The organism is Carnobacteriaceae bacterium zg-84, assembly GCA_013874835.1.
In the GTDB taxonomy this organism is placed as follows: Bacteria; Bacillota; Bacilli; order Lactobacillales; family Aerococcaceae; genus WM01.
On sequence record CP059430.1, the window covers coordinates 1,252,299 to 1,273,519 of the forward strand.

The window sequence follows — 21,221 nt, forward strand, 5'->3', positions numbered from 1 at the left end:
TTATTAAAAATAAATAACAAAAATGTTATTTTGATTACTGGTAAATTAAATTAAACACCTTAAAATGAAAAAAGTCAACATTTTTTATGGTAAAATTTTCATTTTTTATAAAAAATGAAAAAAAAAGTAACATTTCTATATTATTTAATGCTTTTCAATTTATATATGTTATAATCGTTCTTGTCATAATGAAATGGCAAATTTATTTGTAAAGGAGAAATGTATAGTGGCAGAAAAATACAGTGTTGTTTTAAAGCACGTTACAAAATCTTATGATAACCAAGATATATTAAAATCCATTGATATGGAATTAGAAAAAGGTAAATTTTATACCTTGCTAGGTCCATCTGGTTGTGGTAAAACAACAATTTTGAGGCTAATTGCTGGTTTTAGTTCTGCAACGAGTGGAGAAATTTATTTAGACGGAGAACAAGTCAATAAAATTCCTGCTCATCAACGAAAAGTAAATACCGTTTTCCAAGATTATGCATTATTCCCACATATGAACGTTTTTGATAATATTGCATTTGGTCTATCTGTTAAAAAAATAGATAAAGAAACCATTAAAGAAAAAGTAACAACCGCTTTAAAAATGGTACGTCTAAGTGGTTATGAAACACGCAAAATATCAGAAATGTCAGGTGGACAACGTCAACGTGTTGCCATCGCTCGTGCCCTTGTGAATGAGCCAGAGGTACTATTACTAGACGAACCCTTATCAGCGCTTGACTTAAAGCTCCGTACAGATATGCAATACGAATTACGTGAATTGCAACGTCGCTTAGGTATCACATTCGTTTTTGTCACACATGATCAAGAAGAAGCATTGGCAATGTCTGATTGGATTTTTGTCATGAACAATGGAGAAATTGTCCAATCAGGAACTCCAGTAGATATTTATGACGAACCAATCAATCGCTATGTAGCTGATTTTATTGGTGAGAGTAATATTATTGATGCAAAGATGATTGAAGATTACAAAGTAGAATTTGTTGGTAAAATTTTCGATTGTGAAGATGCTGGTATTCCAAGTGGAGAAGCCGTTGAAATCGTTATTCGTCCTGAAGATATTGATATTACAACACCAGAAAAAGGAAAATTAGTTGCAACTGTAGATACCATGTTATTTAGAGGTGTATTTAATGAAATTATCGCTTATGACGAAGACGGCAATGAGTGGATGATTCACACAACCGATAAAGTAAAACCTGGTGCGAAAGTAGGATTAAATTTTGAACCTGACGATATTCATGTTATGAGATTCAATGAATCTGAAGAAGACTTTGATGCTCGTCTTGAACAATACGAAGACTGAGGAGGCTGAAAATTGAAAAAGAAACACTATAATTATGCTATTCCTTATTTATTATGGATTGTGTTATTTGTCATTGCCCCACTTGTATTAGTTCTTTATCAATCTTTTTTTGATAGCAATGGACAATTTACTTTAAATAATTATATTCACTATTTTACCTCGGCTAATTATGTCAAAATGACGATCAATTCTTTTTTGTATGCATCTCTTGTTACACTAGTGACCTTGGCTTTCAGTTATCCTATGGCTTATTTATTAAGTAGAACAAAACATAAACAGTTATGGATTCTACTCATTATTTTACCAACATGGATCAATTTATTATTAAAAGCATACGCCTTTATTGGTTTATTTAGTCAAACAGGTACGATCAATGAATTTTTAACATTTATTGGTGTTGGACCTCAACAATTATTATTTACAGATGCTGCATTTTTAATTGTTGCAGCGTATATTGAATTGCCATTTATGATTATGCCTATTTTCAATTCTATTAACGATATTCCTTATTCAATGATTGAAGCTAGTGAAGATTTAGGAGCTTCTCGATTAACAACATTACGTCGGGTTATTTTTCCTTTATCTTTACCAGGCGTTCGAAGTGGTATTCAAGCTGTATTCATTCCCTCATTATCTTTATTCATGTTAACACGTTTAATTGGGGGAAATCGTGTCATTACATTAGGAACAGCCGTTGAACAACATTTCCTTGTCACACAAAACTGGGGAATGGGATCTGCTATTGGCGTTGTTTTAATGGTACTCATGATTATTGTTATGTTCTTGACACGTGATAAAAATGAAGCAGGAGGACTAAGAGATGAATAAATTTAAATGGCAAAATATATATTTATGGTTTATGTTTGCTGTACTTTATTTACCTATCTTCTACTTGATTTTTTATTCATTTAATGCCGGTAATGATATGAACCGTTTTACCGAATTTACATTAGAACATTATACAAAAGTCTTTGAAGATAGCCGCTTGATGATTTTTATTATCAATACGTTTATTTTAGCTTTATTATCTGCATTGATTGCAACTGTAATTGGGACCTTCGGTGCAATTATGATTTATTACTTTAAAAAGAATACAACAAGACAAACTTTTTTAAATTTAAATAATATTTTAATGGTAACACCTGATGTTATGATTGGGGCAAGTTTACTGATGCTATTTACATTTTTGCTTCCTATAAAATTAGGATTCTTTAGTGTATTGATAGCCCATGTTGCCTTCAATATTCCAATTGTTGTGTTAATGGTTCTACCAAGATTATACGATATGAATGACACAATGATTACTGCCGCTCAAGATTTAGGGGCAAACGCTCGTCAAATCATGGGACGCGTTATTTTACCAAGTATTTCAAGTGGTATTTTTGCCGGATTTTTCATGGCATTTACTTACTCATTAGATGATTTCGCTGTGACATTCTTCGTCACAGGGAATGGATTCAGTACCCTTTCTGTTGAAATTTATTCTCGTGCTAGACATGGTATTAGTTTAGAAATCAACGCTTTAAGTACGTTAATGTTTTTATTATCCTTTGTACTAGTTATTGGATATTACATTATTCAAACAACAGAACAAAGACGAAAAAAACGATAATATAACATAGAAACGGGGTACAATATGAAAAAATTATATCAGAGTGTTTTGCTTATTCTTGTGATATGCATCGGACTATTTGGTATTAAATATCAAGTAGAACATACACAAGGATTAACCGGAGATAAAGTCATTCATTTTTTTAACTGGGGAGATTACATTAACCCTGAACTCATTGGGGAATTTGAAGAAGAAACAGGCTATAAAGTCGTTTATGAAACTTTTGATTCTAATGAAGCAATGCTGGCAAAAATTAAACAAGGTGGGACATCTTATGATGTTGCTGTGCCAAGTGAATATATGATTCAAACAATGATTCATGAAAACATGTTAAACACCTTGGATTACTCAAAATTAGATAATATACGTCATATTGATGAACGATTTCTAAACATGCCATTTGATCCAAACAATCGTTACTCTATTCCTTATTTTTGGGGAACTTTAGGAATTTTGTATAATACAAAATTTGTTGATGAAGAAGAACTTCAAACATGGAATGACTTGTGGGCTCCAAAATTTAAAAATAATATTTTAATGTATGATGGTGCTAGAGAAACGTTAGGTATAGGTCTGCAATCTCAAGGATATTCCTTAAATGAAACAAATACAGATGCTTTATTACAAGCTACACAAAAAATGAAGCAACTTATGCCAAATATTCGTGCAATCGTTGCTGATGAAATTAAAATGTATATGGCAAAAAATGAAGCAGCCATTGCGGTTACTTTTTCAGGAGAAGCATCTACTGCTCTAGATGAAAATGAAGATTTAGCCTATACTATTCCAAAAGAAGGATCAAATATTTGGTTTGATAATATTGTTATTCCAAAAACAGCAGATAACTTGGACGGTGCTTACGCACTCATCAACTTCTTATTACGTCCAGATATTGCGGCACGTAATGCAGAATACATTGGTTATGCCACACCAAATAAAGATGCAAAAGAACTGATAGATCCTGAAATCACATCTAACAAATCATTTTATCCAGATGATGATTTGATTAGTCGATTAGAAGCCTATAAAGGATTATCCAGAGAAAAAAATAATCAGTTTAATGATTTATTTTTAGAAATAAAAATTGAAAATAAATAGATTTACTCTATAATACAAAAGAGGTAAATTGATGCTGAAAAACGTCAATTCACCTCTTTTATCTACAATAAATTGTGTAAGTTTAGTTACCATGCAATAAAATACTAAGTTTCAGTATTTTAATTATTCTCAATAGTAAAAAAGGCAGCGAGTGGCTAATGCCATTCACTGCCTTTTTCACTATTTCTTTATACAATACAATTTGATGAAAAGTCTATTTTATTCAATACCTAAAATATCTTTAATATCATCATTTGTTAACTCATGACGCATCATCACATCATTGACAACTTCATCAAAAATAGCTTTCTTTTGTTGTTGCATATCATTCATCTTATCTTCAATAGTTCCTTGAGAAATCAATCGGTATACTTGTACCGTTTTTTTCTGACCAATACGATGCGAGCGTCCCATTGCCTGTTCTTCAACAGCAGGATTCCACCATAAATCATACAAAATAATGGTATCGGCACTCGTTAAGTTTAATCCTGTTCCTCCAGCTCGTAATGAGATAAAAAAGACATCGTGTTTTCCAGCATTAAATGCTTTAACCATATCCATTCGTTGTTTTGTATTTGTTTGCCCCGTTAACATAAAACTATCGTGTCCCATGTTTTTTAAAGCATCTTGTAAGATAGCAAGCATACTTGTAAATTGAGAAAAAACTAATAAACGATGCCCTCCAGCAATAGCCGTTTCAACAAGTGTTAAAAATTGTTCTAATTTACCAACATCACCGACATAATCATCCATAATCAATTTTGGATGACAACAAATTTGGCGTAAGCGTGTTAATCCAGATAAAATTTCTAATTTATTTTTTGTAAATTCTTCACTAGAATAATGCGCTACTCTTGTTTGAATATTTTGCAAATACCCTAAATATAATGCTTTTTGTTCTTTACTCAGTTCATTATACAAAACTGTTTCAATTTTTTCGGGTAATTCTGTTAATACATCTGATTTTAATCGGCGTAATAAAAATGGTTTTGCCATTTTTGCGATTGTTTTTGTATCTAATTTTTTATAATCTCGAACATGTGGAAATAAACCTGGTAGAATAAGTGAAAAAATAGACCAAAAGTCTTCTTTTCTATTTTCAATAGGTGTACCACTCAATGCAAAAATAACATGCGCAGATAAATGGCGTAAACTACGATGTAGTTTTGTCGTGTAATTTTTAACCATTTGTGATTCATCTAATACAATGGCATGCCACTGTTTTTCTTTATATGAACGTTCATCTTGTCTAAAACTTTGATAAGATGTGATATATATTTGCACATCTTTTTTCAAGTTATCTAATCTATCTTGTTTTAACCCATTTACAATTTCTACTGATAGATTAGGTGCAAATGTATCAAATTCGTGCTTCCAATTATAAACTAACGAAGCTGGACACACAATTAAGTTCGGCCGATTATTCGTTTTCTGTTCTTCTATCTCACTTAATAAATAAGCTATCGTTTGGATTGTTTTACCTAGTCCCATGTCATCTGCTAAAATACCGCCAAATTGATGTGCAGATAACATTTTTAACCATTTAAATCCATAAACTTGATAATCTTTTAATGTTGTTTTTAAACTCTTTGGTATAGATGCACGAAATAACTCTGGATGCGTTAAGTCATAGACTAAATTAGAAAAATAATCATCCATATTAATATTTTTGTGTAAATCAGATACTAAGTGTAGTGCTTGTGTTTGATGTAATTGAATATGGCCGTCTTTTAACACATCTTTTGAGCGTAACTGATTTAAAATATGATGAACATCTTGAAAAACATCATCTCTTAAATCAATAAATTGCCCATTATCCAACTGATAATAGTGATCATTTTCTTGAATATGCTGTAAAATCTTAGAAATATCTTTATCAGAAATACCATCAATATTAAAAGATATATCGAGTAAAGAACCTTGTGTATCAAATCGTATCATTGGTATATCAACTTGAAAGGCTTTATCTTGTAAATCTTCAGACAAAATAACATGACTAAAATCATTCAACTGTGTTTTTTCACGTGATAGAAAATCATAGAATGTATCTGTAGAATGTAAATACTTTTCAAATCGCTCTCCTTTTTTAGAAAAACCTAATGTTAACAATTTATTTTCCAATCGAATAGCATCTTCTACATTATACTGATCGAATACATCTGTATTTGTTTGTATATCAATCCATAATGTATCGTCTTCTTTCGTCACATAAAGATCTGGCCTATATGTTTGTTTTTTCACAATATAACTACCATCATAATGGATATGTGTAATTTGTTCCAATAAAGGTATTGTATAATTTATAAAATCAGAAATATTTTCTGTTTTTATCAGAATAGGTTTTATTTTACGACTATCAAAAATATCTAATAATAACTCATAAATCGGCAATAAATCTTTATCTATTTTATAGAAATGAGTTTCTATTCTAAGTAACATAAAATCATCTAATATATCCAATAAATGAGGATGTTCTAAAGAACATTCTAACCCTAAACGATGTTTATTCACATAAAAATGAAGAGGCGCTTTTTCTTCAGAATAATGATAAGTTTCAACAACATGGTCATTTAATACAAATATTACATTTTTTAAATGAGAGGTAATTTCCAAACATTCTGCTACTACCAATGGATGAATTTGAAGATATTTTAAACTAGGTACATACACATCAGGTTCAGAATACGAAAATACTTTTTTCAAAAAAACAAATAAGTGATGTGTCTGTTGATCGACTGCATAATCTTGCCAATCAATCGCATCTTTACTACCTAATGTATACGTCCTACGCTCAAAATACGTATATATTAACTCTGGTATACTTTTTACGACATATAATTTCTGTTTCCCAATTTTTAAAGAAATCAATAATCGTCTATCTCGCCATTGTGTTGTCATATTCAATGTTACTTCTACTTTGATAAAAGACGTATCAATTTCCATTTTTTTAGTTTGTGTATATAACGACTTACTTAAACGATTTAATCGAGCTGCTGTGTCAACAACTTGATGCTTTAATTGATGAGATACACTTCTTTCATATCCTTGCATATTTAAATATAATTCAGCAGCTAAAATATGTTTACAATAGCCATGTTCTTTAGAGTATTGACAATCACAAATATCCTTTCCTGTACTTGTTGCATCTAAGTAAACAGAAAATAATTGATTGTGGTCTAAAATTTCTGAGAACCATACCGTTGAGGTCGGATACTTCACAATACTCAAGACCCTATTTTCTTGTACTAATTGCTTTGCTTCATCTATCATTTTATTTGATATACCATTGCTCATCGTATCCTCCTCACTCAACTAAATTGTAATTTTATCATACCATACTTTTGACCATTACAGTAGTAACTACTCTTTTACTCAACAATAGACACTAGCCTGATTTTCATAATATCTTTATGTAAGGATAAATCCTCAACAATATTGACTAAAGAAATATCTTTTGGCAAATGAATTGTAAAAATATTACGATACACATTTCTACCGTCCACATTTTGTACATCGAATAAAACATCATTCAATTCAATAGAATATTTTGAAAAATATTCATTTAAAAAGGCTTTTGTTTCTAGTCTATGCACAAATTGAACTTCTAATCTTTTCACATTCGGAACATGTACAATAAAACGGATGATTGTTAAAGAAAAAACAACTGCTAGAAAACTTAAACAAGCAATTTTATAATATCCCATACCTAAAGCAATACCAATGCCTGCCGATGTCCATAAAGAAGCCGCCGTTGTTAACCCCGCTACTCTTTGTTTCGTCACAACAATTGTGCCCGCACCTAAAAAACCTATCCCACTTACAATAGGGGCTAATAAACGTACTTGGTCAACATCTATTTCTGGATGAATACTTAATTTCTCATAAAAAACTGCACTTTGAATAAGAGCAACTGTCGTTGCACCTACACATACTAAAATATGTGTTCTAAGTCCTGCCGGTCTACTTTTTCGTTGTCTGTCATAGCCTATAACACCTGCAAAAATAATAGCTAAAACTAATCGAATCGCAATATCTTGCGTTGTCATCTATATATCCTCCTTTATGATAACGCTTAATTTCGTAAACTTTAGTATACCATAAACGGTAAAAAATATCATCTATGAAAACATCTAGACAAGAGCATATTGTTGTACTTTAAAAATAAGGCTCTTCGCCAACTGAGGTTGGCGAAGAGCCTTCATATAGATTACATTCATTGTTGTTGCTGTTTATGTTCAAATGCTTTTTTTTGCCATATATAACATGCTTTTGAGTCAATCACTAATAGCATAAATGTATTAATTAAAATAACAATAACATCATTATTTTGTTTTATCAGATATGTCTGTATTTCTACTAGAATCGTAACAATATCAACAATAATAAAGAAAATATACGATGCAGATTTTCCTCTAATTAACAAAAAACGTGCCAACATTCCTAGTATAAAAACTAAAAAATTACCAATAATTAACACGATGTTTTGTTTGTCTTCTACAATATATGTATATAAAACAAAGAATAAAATACATCCTCCAATAGCATTGTAAATCAATGGTTTTAAATCATGTTTATCGGTGTACGTAATGGTGTCTTCAAATTCAATGTAGCCAATAATCGCATACACAGCTCCAATTAAGGCACTGATTACGCCACCTACTAAATCATATTGAAATTTCACAAAAGCAGTCACAAAACATCCTATAATTGTCACAATATAATAATGACGCTTTAATCCATTTGAAAAAACAACACCCATATACGCATCAAAAATATTATTTAAAATAAGCCCAACTACTAAAAAATTCATGCCACGATAGTCTTGAAAAACTGTATAAAATGTAAGTAGTAAAAACACGAGAAACCAAATTTTATCAAAATAACTTACCCATTTAGGCTCATCCATGTTCTTCCTCCTATTGTAACGCTAAATATTGTAAGGCCATAATTGTTTTTGCATCAATAATCGTACCGTCTTCAACCATTTCTAAAGCTTTAGATATCTCTATCCATACAATATCTAAAAACTCATCTTCATCTAATGAAAGTGGATTTTCAACTTCTATTAATTCTGTTGCTTCAAATAACGTAATTTTTTCTGTACAATATCCTGGAGAAACAACAAAAGTGTAAACTTCTTTCCAGTGTCTTGCTTGATAGTTTGTTTCTTCTTCTAATTCTCGTTTAGCTGCACTTAATGGTTCTTCTTTTGGAGAATCTAATTTTCCAGCAGGCACTTCAAAAAGTGATTGCTCAATCGCTTTTCTATATTGTCTAACAAGCAATACTTTATTGTCTTTTGTAGCAAGAATACATACAGCACCATGGTGTTTAATAATATCTCTTTTGGATATATTTCCATTTGGTAAGCGAACATCATGACTTTCTACATCAAAAATAGCACCATGATACACATTTTTTGATTGTAAGGTTGTTTCTATATAATCATTCATACGTATACTTCTCCTTATTTTAAAAATGATTGAAATACGGTATCTCCTAAAAAAATACCTCTTTTTGTTAATCGAATAAAATCATGTTTCATTTCCAATAATCCAACACTCATTAAATATTGGATTGTCTTTCCATAGACACTTTCTAATGAAATACCATATTTTTTTTGAAACTGCTGTCGGTTAACACCTTCTATTTTTCGCAATCCTAAAAACAATTCTTCTTCCATAATCTGTTCTTTTGTTAATGTTTCTTTTGAAAAAATAGGAAGTTGCTTTTGTCGTAAAGGTTCTAAATAGTGCTGAATGGGTCCATTATTTTTATAACGTATTTGATGAATATAGCCATGTGCTCCTGCTCCAAATCCAAAATAATGTCCGTTATTCCAATATGTTTTATTATGGATGGATTGATAGCCGTCCAAAGCAAAATTACTAATTTCATATTGCTTTCTTCCTGCTTTGTCTAACATTTCCATAGCCAGTTCATACATGTCTGCATCATCATCTTCGCTTGGTAAAGGAAGTTTTCCTTTTCTCATCAACTGATAAAAAATCGTTTTATTTTCTAAAATCAAAGAATAGACTGCATAATGTGGTAAATCCAATGCTAGTGCTTGTTCTAAACTATTTTTAAAAATAGACAATGTCTGATATGGTAGTCTAAAAATCAAATCAATACTAATATTATCAAACCCTGCTTTACGTGCATTTGATACAGATTGATACACATCATCAACACGATGACTACGTCCTATTTTTTCTAAAATACGATTATCAAAAGATTGAACACCCATACTCAAACGATTAGCACCATGCATTTTTAATACAGCCATTTTTTCTAAATTAACATCACCTGGATTAGCTTCTACACTAAATTCTGCTTGTGGATGAATAGATAAATATTTATGCATACCTGTTAATAGTGTATCCAGTTGTTTAGCTGTTAAACTTGTAGGTGTGCCTCCACCAATATACACCGTTTTTATTTCTGTTTTAGGATATTGTTGCATCGTTAACGCTATCTCATCAATCAATAACTGAACATATTCATCAACTGGTTGTCCTTCAATATAAACTTTATTAAAATCACAATAATAACAAATATGTTCACAAAACGGAATATGGATATAGACTGACGTCATATTTGTCCTCTACTTTCAAAATACTCTCTTGCTGAAATTTCATCCATTCGTAATTGAGCGATTAAGCTCTTCACGCTATGGAATTTAATTTCTTCTCGTACATATTTTAACCATTCAATTGTAACTTCTTCGTCATAAATATCTTCACTAAAATCAAGTACATGTACTTCTACACTTACGACACGATTTTGTTCAAACGTTATATTACGTCCGATAGACGCCATTCCTTTATACCATACGTCTTTGACTTTTATACGCACAATATAAACCCCTTCAGCAAGTCTGTATTGTTTTTCATCTACTTTAATATTCACCGTTGGAAATCCTATTTGTCGTCCTCGTGCATCACCATGAATGACATAACCACTAGTCGCATACACTCTACCTAATAATGCATTTGCTTTTTCAATAGTTCCAGTTGATAGCGCTTGACGAATAGCTGTAGAACTTACTTTCTCATAATCTTGTGTTTGTTGTTCCACAATAATGACGTCAAATGTTCCTTGACTATGTTCGGCTAATGTTTCAATAGTTCCATTTGCACCTTTTCCATAACGATAATCAAATCCTGCCACAACATATTTTGTATTAAGATTGATAACATAATCTTGAATAAATTGATGAGGTTCAATCGATGCAAATGCCTCTGTAAATGAAACAAGATAGAAAATATCAACACCCATTTGTTGCAATAAAACAGCTTTTTCTTCCACACTTGTTAAATACACTTCTTTTTGCTTTGTAAATATAACGGACGGATGCTGATTAAAACTTAACACAGCCAATTTATATCCTTTTTCCCTAGCAATATCTCTTCCTGTTTCAATGACTTTTTGATGCCCTAAATGTACACCATCAAAAAAACCAAGTACTAAAACAATACCTTCTTTTTCAACCTCAACAGGCTGAAATGGATAGGTTAATTTTATAATATTCATCATGTTGATTCTCCATTACTTAATAACATTTTTTTAGGTTTGATATACCCCGCTCTTTCAGGGTGTTTGTCGTATAACGCTATAATTTTGTCACGATAAACGAAAAAAACAGGATACTGAACATGGGGCATTTCTTGTAAAATAGCACCATTTTGTACACGTGCATATACCTCATCATCAATCTCACATCGCGGATAATCTAAGAAAGCTTGTTCAACAGGAATAAGTGCCATTGAAGCATCACTCAATACTTCAAGCTGATGTAATGTAAAACATTGTTCCTGTTTAAATCCTGCACTTTGTGTACGTGTCAAATCACTCATAAATGCAGGGTATCCCATTTTCGCACCTAAATCAACAGCCAGTGTACGTACATACGTCCCTTTACTACATGTCACAGAAAATCGCCACGACACTGTATGATTATCATGTACACTTACATCAGATATACGCTTAAAGTCATATATCACGACTTGACGAACTGGTCGTTCAACCGTTTCATGATTTCGTGCATATTCATATAATTTTTTGCCATTTACTTTTACGGCTGAGTACATAGGCGGGATTTGTTGTATACGACCTAACATTGATGCCATTATTGCATCAATCTCGTCTGTTGTTGGTATTTTATCAATATTTTTAACAGCCACAATATCGCCGTCACTATCTTCTGTACTTGTTGCTATTCCTAATGTGATTTCTCCCTCGTATTGCTTTTCAGCATTCAACATAAATTCTACCATTTTCGTTGCACTACCAATGCAAATTGGTAATACACCATCAACATTAGGATCCAATGTCCCTGTATGTCCTACTTTTTTTGTTTTCAATATTTTTCTTAATTTAAAAACGCAGTCATGACTGGTCATGCCACGTTCTTTCCACAATGGTAATATCCCGTTCATTTTCTTACCTCATTTCTTAGACAGTATATCACTTTTTACTCATTTTTTCATTATCTAGGTTTCTTCCTCTTTTACAGAAAAATTTTTTGTATACAAAAACAAGCGTACATATCTCCTAAAATGATATTTTATACATTTTAAAACTTTTTTATATAATTAAAATCATTTTTATACTTTTCATTTTCCTGATATTTTTAACCCTATTGAAAGTCATAAAAAAAAAGCGTATAATATAAAATAAGATTGATTTTAAAAGACTTATAGACGAGTAAATAAAAAATGATGAATCATCAAAAAGTCCACTAATCCATTCATCACATAAACATTTCTATGTATTTTTATTCACTTTTCTGTATGTAGCATTACCTTAAAACCACAATCTTATAGCAGAATGTTTATAAGACTTTAAAATCAATCTCCTTTTTCTAATTATCTCTCATCCTAATTCCAAAAACCTATAGAAATTGCTCCCACAATTTCTATAGGTTTTGGTTTTTTGGCAACCATAATGTGATTGCTGTATATGTATTTTCTTGTGATACTATATCCATTTTATAAGGCTGACCATAATATAATCTTAAACGTTCATCAACGTTTTGCAATCCCACACCACCTAATCGTTTGTGAGATGTCATATCCTTTGTGGTTTGTTTTATACCACGCCCATTATCCTCAATATTAATACCATAATGTGTATCTGTTTCTGTCATAAAAACACGAATCATCCCTTTTCTATCTAAACCTTTAATACCATGATAAATCGCATTTTCAACGATTGGTTGTAAAATAAGACGTGGTACTTTGATGTCTTTACATTTTTCTAAAAGTGTAATCTCATATTCTAATTGTTCTTCATAACGTTGTTTTTGAATAAATAAATATTGACGAATGTGGTCAAACTCATTTTCTAAAGTCATCAATTCATTTCCTGCATTTAAAGATAATCTAAAAAATTGTGCCAGCGCTTTTGTCATACTCACCACTTTTTGACTATCATTAAATTCTGCCATCCAAATAATCGTATCCAATGTATTATAAAGAAAATGTGGGTTAATTTGACTTGTTAGTGCCTGTAATTCAAAATAACGAATATCTCTTTCTTTTTCTTTAATTCCTTCTAGTAAACGATTGATTTCATCAAGCATACGGTTAAAATATAAGGATAAATCTTGTACTTCTTCACTTCCTTGAATGACCGCTCTTGCTGAATAATCCCCATGTTCAATTTGATGCATTGTTTGTTGTAATTCTTTTAATGGTCTTGTCCACTTTCTAATCAGAATAAGCAGAACACCACCCGTTACAACAAAAATAAAAATCCCCGACAAACTAAAGGCAACAAGCAAATGTAATTGAACATCTTTTAATTCAGAAAGTGGTACAACAGCAACCAATTCCCATGTGGATTTACCTAGTTTATTTGATTGCACATAAGTATACTGCCCATTCATATACCCCATTTCTGTTTCTTTAATACGCATGATTTCAGATAAATTATGACGGACTTCTTCTGTTTGATTAGCGGATTGATACAAAATACGATTGGTTTGGTCTACAATAAATAATTCACCATTATCTTGTAAATTTAATTGTTGCAAATAATCATCAATACTATCTGATGAAACATCCATTCGTAAGACACCTATGTTTTCTCCTTTTTCATCGTGAATATCTTGTGTCATGGAAATCACTTGTATCTCTTTATTATCTTGCTTTCTTTTCATAGACGTTAATACCGCAACGCCTTTTTGTTTAATGGCTTCTGTATACCATTCTTCTTCCATCATATTTTTAGATAAAGACATATCCATACTATCTAAATTTGATAAAACGCGTCCGTCTTTTGTAATGAGTACAATGGATAAAAATTGACTATCTGTTTTTAAAAAAGTATGAATAATTTCTAGTGATATGTTTTTATTTTCTGTTGTTTCATGCAACATATAAGACCGAATGGATTCATTATTTGATAAAGCATACGTACTTTGCCGTAATCTCTCTAAATAAGAAGATAAATCATGATTGACTCTATCCAATACTTGTTTCGTATTTTTTTCTGTCATATCCACAATAATTTGAGATGCCATGGCATAATAAAAACCACCTATTCCAACAAGAAATATAACCATTATCGTAAAGACATACAAAGAAACTTTGTAAGCTAAAGATTTTCGTTTCATCACTCACTATCTCCTTTTTGAAATTTCTTAGGTGACATACCAACAATTTGTTTAAATCGAATAGAAAAATAATTCACATCATCATACCCGACTTTTTGAGCCACTTCATAAATTTTTAATTCACTTGATAACAATAAAATTTTGGCATACGCAATACGTTTTTCTGTTACATAATCTTGAAAAGACATACCGAATTGCTTTTTGATGAGTGTGCTTGTATACGTCGATGCAAACCCCAACCAATTTGCTAATTTCACTAATGAAAAGTCAGGTTCTGTAAAATGCTCATTAATGATTTGTTGCATTTGATTTTGTTTAGAATCATTTATTTGTGTATCCACAACTTCTAAAAGAATTTTATCTTTTTGCTCTTTTTGAATATTTAAAATAACCTTTTTTAAAATAGTTTCAACATCTTTTTTAGATACTGGTTTTAAAATATAATCATCAGCCCCTAATTTCAAAGCAGCCAAAGCATAATCAAAATAGTCGTATCCTGTTAAAAAAACAATATGTATTTCTGGATAATATTCTTTTGTTTTTGTTGCCAATGTAATGCCATCCATATTGGGCATATTGATATCTGTTAATAAAATATCTACATGGTTTTCTTCTAAAATATTTAATGCTTTTTCTCCTGAACTCGCTTCAAGAATCGTTGTAATACCTAATGACTGATAATCTACGAGTTGCGTTAATCCTTTTCGAATAAATGATTCATCTTCTACAATTAAAATCGTGTACATCTGTTCACCTTCTTTGTTCTTATTATATCACAAATTGAATGATCCTTTTATCAATCAATATTAGATAACTGCTATGATTCTGTACTATTAAAAAATTTTATCACCAATATTATTTACTATAAAATCAAAAATAGACTACACCACAATAATCAATGGGTGTAGTCTACTTTTTTATTCCATATACGGTAATAGATAGTCATATCCTTTTTCTGCCATTTCCATTTTTGAAATAAATTTAATAGATAAACTGTTGATACAAAAACGTAAACCACCTTTATCTTTTGGACCGTCATCAAATACATGTCCTAAATGCGAATTACCTGCACGACTTCTCACTTCAATACGTGTCATATTATAACTTGTATCTTTATGATATGTTACCACTTCTGTGTTAATTGGTTTTGTAAAACTAGGCCATCCACAACCTGATTGAAACTTATCTTTTGAGAAGAATAGCGGTTCTCCAGTTGCAACATCAACATAAATACCTTCTTCAAAAAAGTCCCAATATTGATTTGAAAATGCTTGTTCTGTTTTATTTTCTTGAGTGACTTGATATTGGTCTTTTGTTAATGTTTGTTTTAATTCTTCTTGAGATGGTTTTGGGTATTTTGTCACATCAACAAGAGGCACGTTCGCTTCTGATACATCTATATGACAATATCCACCCGGATTTTTTTTCAAGTAATCTTGATGGTACTCTTCTGCTAAAATATAGTGTCTCAATGGTTCGATTTCAATCGCAGTTTTTTGTCCAAGTTCTTTTTCTTTTTCAGCAATAGCTTCATCAATCACTTTTTTATCATCGTCATTTTGATAGTAAATACCTGTACGGTATTGTCTACCTCTATCATTACCTTGTTTATCAACACTTGTTGGATCAATCACACGGAAATAATACAAGAGTAATTCTCTTAAACTTACTTTAGAGGCATCATATTGAATATGTACCGTTTCTGCATGATCTGTTTGAGAAATCAAATGATAATTTGTAACATCACTTTTTCCATTAGCGTATCCAGATGTCACATCAATTACACCATTGATTCTAGAAAAATATTCTTCTAATCCCCAAAAACAGCCTCCTGCTAAGTAAAGATCTTTTAACATACTTTTATCCACAGTTTCTCCTCCTTTTTGCATTGATTTACTTTCTGAAGTTACTTGTTCTTTAACTCTATTTTCAATAGATTGTGTACTTGCATTTTTTGCACTTACATAGCGTTGTAAGAACAGTACACCTAACACAGCAACAATTACCGCTCCTATAATGACGCCTTTCTTCATAGTTCACCTCATTAGTTCACTGTTTTCATAAATTCTTTAATATCCATTGCTGACATATAACCTGTTTGTTGTTTAACAAGTGTACCATCTGATCCTATGAACAATTCTGATGGATAGCCTACGACACCTAATTTTTGGAAATACTCACCATTTTCATCGAATAGTACTGGTAAATCTGTATAAGATGTGCCATTAAACCATTTCAAGAAATCTTCTTTTGATTTTTCATTACGATAATTTGGTGCAACAATCGTCAAGACAACAAAGTCTTTTTCATTTTTAGCTAATTCTTGAGTTTCTTGTAGTGTGGACAAACAAATTGAACACCATGAAGCCCATGCTTTGATAAATACTTTTTTACCTTTATATTCTTCCAGTGTATGTACTTTGCCATTAACATCCATCAATTTAAAACTTGGTGCCATCTCACCTTTATTTTTCATCATATCATCTTTCATATTTGATTTATCAGACATAGACGAACTTTCCATCATTTTATCATCTTTCATTTTGTTGTCACTCATATTTTTATCATCCATTTTTTTGTCGTCCATTTTTTTATCGTCCATTTTACCGTCTTTCATCATGGATGAGCTTTCCATCATTTTATCATCTTTCATTGCAGCTTGTCCGCAACCTGCTAATAATACACATGCTGTTGCTACTGTTCCTAATTGTTTCATATATTTTTTCATTTTATTTTCTCTCCTTATTTATTATTTATTGTTTAATGAAAAAGTGTTGATAAAAAGTTAGCTTGTCCAAATATCAATAATACGCCCATTAAAATAATCAACCAACCACCAACTTTTTTAATGCGTAACATATATTTTTTAACTTTGGCAATATGTTTTAAAAATAGTGTAGATGCTAATGAAATACACATAAATGGTAATGCTAAACCTAATGCATAGACAGCCATTAACATAACTCCTAAAAGACTATTGCTTCCTCCAGATGAGGATAATGCAAAAATCGCACTCAAAACTGGACCAATACAAGGTGTCCATCCAAAACTAAATGTAAATCCTAATAAATAAGCATTTAGTAAATGATTTTTATTACTAGACATCGTTGTCGATTTTTGTCTTTCTAAAAATGGAATATGAATATATTCAGCATGGTGTAACCCAAGAATAATAACAATAATCCCCATAATAATTGGTGTATACGGGCTTGCAATAAGTTTTCCTAAAAAACTTGCTCCAAAACCTAATGTAATGAAAACCGTTGAAATACCAAACACAAAAGCCAATGTGGTATAAACAGGTTTTGTATAAATTTTAAATCGCCCTATTTTAATAGCTTTATCACCTGTTTCCTCCATTAAAATCCCCGTATATACAGGTAATAACGGTAAAATACACGGTGAAAAAAACGATAAAATACCGGCTAAAAATGTCGTCCAAAGAAAAACGGCATCTAATTGTTGAACCATACGCTCAACTCCTTTCCTTGTTTACATGTATACTATACTAAACTATCTCTCATAAAAACATAGAATAAGATATTAAAAAACTTGAATTTAATATGAATTTTATTGAATGACGCACAAAACTAGAAAATAGTGCAAAACTCACACTACTATCAAAAAGCGGTGAGCGAACATTGTAAAATGTCCGTTCACCGCTTCATTTATTAAAAGCTACAACTTAACAAAGAATCTAATTTTCTTATAGAACAATTTATGAGAAATACCTCTTTATTTAAAAATCGTGTTGGTGGATTGCTCCACCAACACGATTTTAGAGCCTAAAACTCTTAATTTTTTGTCCCTAACATAAAACAAAAAGATAGTGACTTAACTTGTATTAAATCACTATCTTTCATAGCTATCAGCCCTATTTGACAGACAACTAGTATTTTATTTAATTATTTTGAAGCTGCTGGAGCATCTGCTGTTAACTGGATTTTATGTAAGTTGTAACCCCAGTTACCTTCATAATCTTTAACATCTAAGTTTTTCACACGTGTATTAACAGCTGTTAATGATAAGATATTGAACAATGGTAAACCAAATGCTTCTTCATTAGCATATTTTTGCCATGCATCAAAAATTTCTTTTTGTTTTTTAGAATCAAATGCTTCTGCTGAACCCATTTTAGCTAATAATTCATCATTTTTCTCAGATACATAACGTGTCATATTTAATTGAGTATTACCCCATGTATGTGATTGATTTGGGTCACCAGATAATGACCAACCAGCAACGAATAAGTCTACTTCTGGATCATCGTTTTCTAAACGATCAAAGAATGAGTTACCTTCGATTAAGCGTCCGCCTACTAATTGAACGTCTAAACCAACTTCTTTCCAGTATTTGATGTATGCTTGAGAAATCGGTTCATTATCGCCACCAGCAGACATCGCTAAATTAATCGTTAATTTTTCACCTTTTGGATTTTCACGTAATCCATCACCGTCTTTATCTTTATAGCCTGCTTCATCTAAGATTTTTTTAGCTTTTTCTGGATCATGTGGGAAACCAGGTAATGTGCTGTCATGTAATGAGCCAAATGTTGGTGCTAACATTGAGTTTGCACGAACACGTAAACCGTTGTAGAATGTTTGACCAATTTCTTCTAAGTTTAATGCATACCCCATTGCTTGACGTAATGCTTTATCGTTGATTTTTTCGTTTGTAATAACACTTGTTTCTTTTTCTGCATCCCATTTACCGAATTTAAATCCGATGTATTGGTAAGCATGACGCCATTTACCAGCTAAAGTTGCATTGTTTAATTCTTTAAATGAATCGTAAATAGCTGTTAATGTTGATACTGACATAATGTCATATTTACCTGCTTTAAATTCATCTGGAGAGTTTGTTGAGTTAACAACTTCAATGATAACACCATCTAAGTTTGGTTGACCTTTCCAGTAGTATGGGTTTGCTTCTAATTCAACAGATTCACCTGTTACGATTTTTTTGAATTTAAATGCACCTAAACCAGCTGGATTTTTACGAACTGCATCAGATGCTGATTGATCTTTAATTGCAATATCTTTCAACTGATGTTTAGGGAATGGTGTAGACCAAAATCCGCCAACATGATTCAATGATGGAGATACTTCTTTTAATTGGAATGTTACAGAATGATCATCATTTTTCTTGATACCTGAAATTGTTTCAGATTTTCCTTCATGATACTCATCCATACCAACGATATTTTTAAATGTATCGTTATATCTTTCACCTGTGTAATCTTTATGTCCAATCACTTCAAATGCATAGATATAATCATCAATTGTAAATGGTTCGCCATCTGACCATTTTACGTTTTCTTTAACTTTGATTGTGATCGTTTTTGCATCTTTGTCAATTGCTAAAGTTCCTAAACCACCTTCGACAATTTTGTAGTCACTATTAGCTACAAATAAGCCTTCTTCTGTAAATGCTGTTACTTCTGAATCAGATGCTTCTTTTTGGTAAAGACCACTGAATACACCTGGAATAGGACTATCACTGATCAATGCATATTTTAATACGCCACCTTTAATTGGTGTACCTTCATGCTCTATTTTAGACGGAAATTTTGCTAATGTTTCTGCAACATTACTGTCTGCTGACTTTGTTTCTTCTTTTTTTGCAGTATCTGTGTTATTGCCACAAGCTGCTAATACAGCAACTGATGCTAAACCTAAAAACCATTTTGCTTTTTTTGCCATTGTAATTACTCCCTTAATAAATATTTTTACTATCTACTTTTTATAAAGTAGTTTAATAAACTAACCTAAACGTTGTTTTGCATCTGATGAACGTTTCAACGCTTCACCAATATAGTTAACACAAAGCATTAACACCAAAACAAGTAATGATGCGGGTAGCCACACCCACACTTTGTTTTTAATAATATCTGAGTTGGTTGCATATCCAATCAATGTCCCTAAACTTGGCGTAGAACTTGGTAAACCAAATCCTAAATAACTCAAACCTGTTTCTAAACCAATATTTCCTGCTAAGGATAATGTTGTATTTACAATAATAATAGAACTCATATTCGGTAATAATTCACGTGTCATAATACGCAAATCACTTTCACCTAATGTTTTAGCAGCTTTTATATACTCCATTGAAGATTCTGCTAAAGCTTTCCCACGATATAATCTTGCATTCCCTACCCATGAGAAAACACTCATGATAAAAATGAACGCAAGCATTGAATAGTTTGGTACAACTTGTAAAAATGCAATGATTAGCAATAATCTTGGTAAAATACTGATGAAATCAACAATACGCATCACAACAGCATCAACCCATCCACCATAGTATCCTGAAATCGTTCCAATAAACAACCCGGCAAGAGTTGTTAAAACAGTTACGCTAAAAGCAATTGTCAATGAATTTCTTGCACCAATAATCAACTGGAATAAAATCTCACGACCACCTTCATCGGCACCCATAATGTAACCTTTTGTACCTGGTTTGGCAAAACGATTTGTAATAAATACTTCCATTGCTTTTTTACTATCTAAAAACATTGATGTAATAAAAATACCTAAAATCAATGTCGCAAAGATAATAAAAGCTGTCATCGCAAC

At 31.3% G+C, this 21,221-nt stretch carries 18 protein-coding genes; 4 read left to right on the forward strand and 14 right to left on the reverse strand.

Annotated features, from left to right (window positions below; translation table 11 throughout):
* The first annotated feature begins 193 nt into the window (after positions 1 to 193).
* Genes H1220_05885 through H1220_05900 form a run of 4 tightly spaced genes read left to right on the forward strand, consistent with a single transcriptional unit; the run spans position 194 to position 4,025 of the window.
* Positions 194 to 1,315 (forward strand): ABC transporter ATP-binding protein, encoded by a 1,122-nt coding sequence (locus H1220_05885; GenBank protein ID QMI85255.1) that lies wholly within the window; start codon positions 194 to 196, stop codon positions 1,313 to 1,315.
* Positions 1,316 to 1,327: 12 nt separating this feature from the next.
* The gene (locus H1220_05890; protein QMI85256.1) at positions 1,328 to 2,143 is read left to right on the forward strand and encodes an ABC transporter permease; all 816 of its coding nucleotides are present in this window, start codon (positions 1,328 to 1,330) and stop codon (positions 2,141 to 2,143) included.
* On the forward strand, positions 2,136 to 2,927 hold the full coding sequence (locus tag H1220_05895; protein QMI85257.1) for an ABC transporter permease: 792 nt from the start codon (positions 2,136 to 2,138) through the stop codon (positions 2,925 to 2,927). Before H1220_05890 ends, H1220_05895 begins: the two co-directional genes overlap by 8 nt.
* Before the next feature lie 24 nt (positions 2,928 to 2,951).
* Positions 2,952 to 4,025, forward strand: coding sequence for an ABC transporter substrate-binding protein (locus tag H1220_05900; protein QMI85258.1), 1,074 nt, complete (start codon positions 2,952 to 2,954; stop codon positions 4,023 to 4,025).
* 219 nt (positions 4,026 to 4,244) lie between these two features.
* Here the strand turns inward: H1220_05900 and H1220_05905 are convergent, their stop codons facing one another.
* The 14 genes from H1220_05905 to H1220_05970 form a co-directional block, all read right to left on the reverse strand.
* Positions 4,245 to 7,319 carry an SNF2 helicase associated domain-containing protein gene (locus H1220_05905; GenBank protein ID QMI85259.1) on the reverse strand — a complete coding sequence of 1,025 codons (3,075 nt, stop codon included), beginning with the start codon at positions 7,317 to 7,319 and terminating at the stop codon, positions 4,245 to 4,247.
* Positions 7,320 to 7,393: 74 nt separating this feature from the next.
* Positions 7,394 to 8,071 carry an MgtC/SapB family protein gene (locus tag H1220_05910; GenBank protein QMI85260.1) on the reverse strand — a complete coding sequence of 226 codons (678 nt, stop codon included), beginning with the start codon at positions 8,069 to 8,071 and terminating at the stop codon, positions 7,394 to 7,396.
* Between the two features lie 167 nt (positions 8,072 to 8,238).
* Positions 8,239 to 8,931, reverse strand: a complete 693-nt coding sequence (locus tag H1220_05915) for a nicotinamide mononucleotide transporter (protein ID QMI85261.1) — start codon at positions 8,929 to 8,931, stop codon at positions 8,239 to 8,241.
* Between the two features lie 10 nt (positions 8,932 to 8,941).
* Positions 8,942 to 9,478: an NUDIX hydrolase gene (locus tag H1220_05920; GenBank protein QMI85262.1), complete on the reverse strand. Its 537-nt coding sequence runs from the start codon at positions 9,476 to 9,478 to the stop codon at positions 8,942 to 8,944.
* Positions 9,479 to 9,492: 14 nt separating this feature from the next.
* Complete coding sequence (locus tag H1220_05925; protein ID QMI85263.1) at positions 9,493 to 10,623, reverse strand: oxygen-independent coproporphyrinogen III oxidase; 1,131 nt, start codon at positions 10,621 to 10,623, stop codon at positions 9,493 to 9,495.
* Positions 10,620 to 11,561, reverse strand: a complete 942-nt coding sequence (ribF, locus tag H1220_05930) for a riboflavin biosynthesis protein RibF (protein ID QMI86672.1) — start codon at positions 11,559 to 11,561, stop codon at positions 10,620 to 10,622. The genes H1220_05925 and ribF overlap by 4 nt, the downstream gene beginning before the upstream one ends.
* Positions 11,561 to 12,466, reverse strand: coding sequence for a tRNA pseudouridine(55) synthase TruB (truB, locus tag H1220_05935; protein ID QMI85264.1), 906 nt, complete (start codon positions 12,464 to 12,466; stop codon positions 11,561 to 11,563). Before truB ends, ribF begins: the two co-directional genes overlap by 1 nt.
* Before the next feature lie 479 nt (positions 12,467 to 12,945).
* Positions 12,946 to 14,646: a sensor histidine kinase gene (locus tag H1220_05940; GenBank protein ID QMI85265.1), complete on the reverse strand. Its 1,701-nt coding sequence runs from the start codon at positions 14,644 to 14,646 to the stop codon at positions 12,946 to 12,948.
* Positions 14,646 to 15,392: a response regulator gene (locus tag H1220_05945; GenBank protein ID QMI85266.1), complete on the reverse strand. Its 747-nt coding sequence runs from the start codon at positions 15,390 to 15,392 to the stop codon at positions 14,646 to 14,648. The genes H1220_05940 and H1220_05945 overlap by 1 nt, the downstream gene beginning before the upstream one ends.
* Before the next feature lie 171 nt (positions 15,393 to 15,563).
* Positions 15,564 to 16,679 (reverse strand): peptide-methionine (R)-S-oxide reductase MsrB, encoded by a 1,116-nt coding sequence (gene msrB / locus H1220_05950; GenBank protein QMI85267.1) that lies wholly within the window; start codon positions 16,677 to 16,679, stop codon positions 15,564 to 15,566.
* Between the two features lie 11 nt (positions 16,680 to 16,690).
* Entirely contained in the window at positions 16,691 to 17,374 is a 684-nt protein-coding gene (locus H1220_05955; protein ID QMI85268.1) for a redoxin family protein, read from the reverse strand.
* Positions 17,375 to 17,406: 32 nt separating this feature from the next.
* Positions 17,407 to 18,117, reverse strand: a complete 711-nt coding sequence (locus tag H1220_05960) for a cytochrome c biogenesis protein CcdA (GenBank protein ID QMI85269.1) — start codon at positions 18,115 to 18,117, stop codon at positions 17,407 to 17,409.
* A gap of 434 nt (positions 18,118 to 18,551) precedes the next feature.
* Positions 18,552 to 20,348, reverse strand: a complete 1,797-nt coding sequence (locus H1220_05965; GenBank protein QMI85270.1) for an oligopeptide ABC transporter substrate-binding protein — start codon at positions 20,346 to 20,348, stop codon at positions 18,552 to 18,554.
* 60 nt (positions 20,349 to 20,408) lie between these two features.
* Complete coding sequence (locus H1220_05970; GenBank protein ID QMI86674.1) at positions 20,409 to 21,215, reverse strand: ABC transporter permease; 807 nt, start codon at positions 21,213 to 21,215, stop codon at positions 20,409 to 20,411.
* Between the last annotated feature and the right edge of the window lie 6 nt (positions 21,216 to 21,221).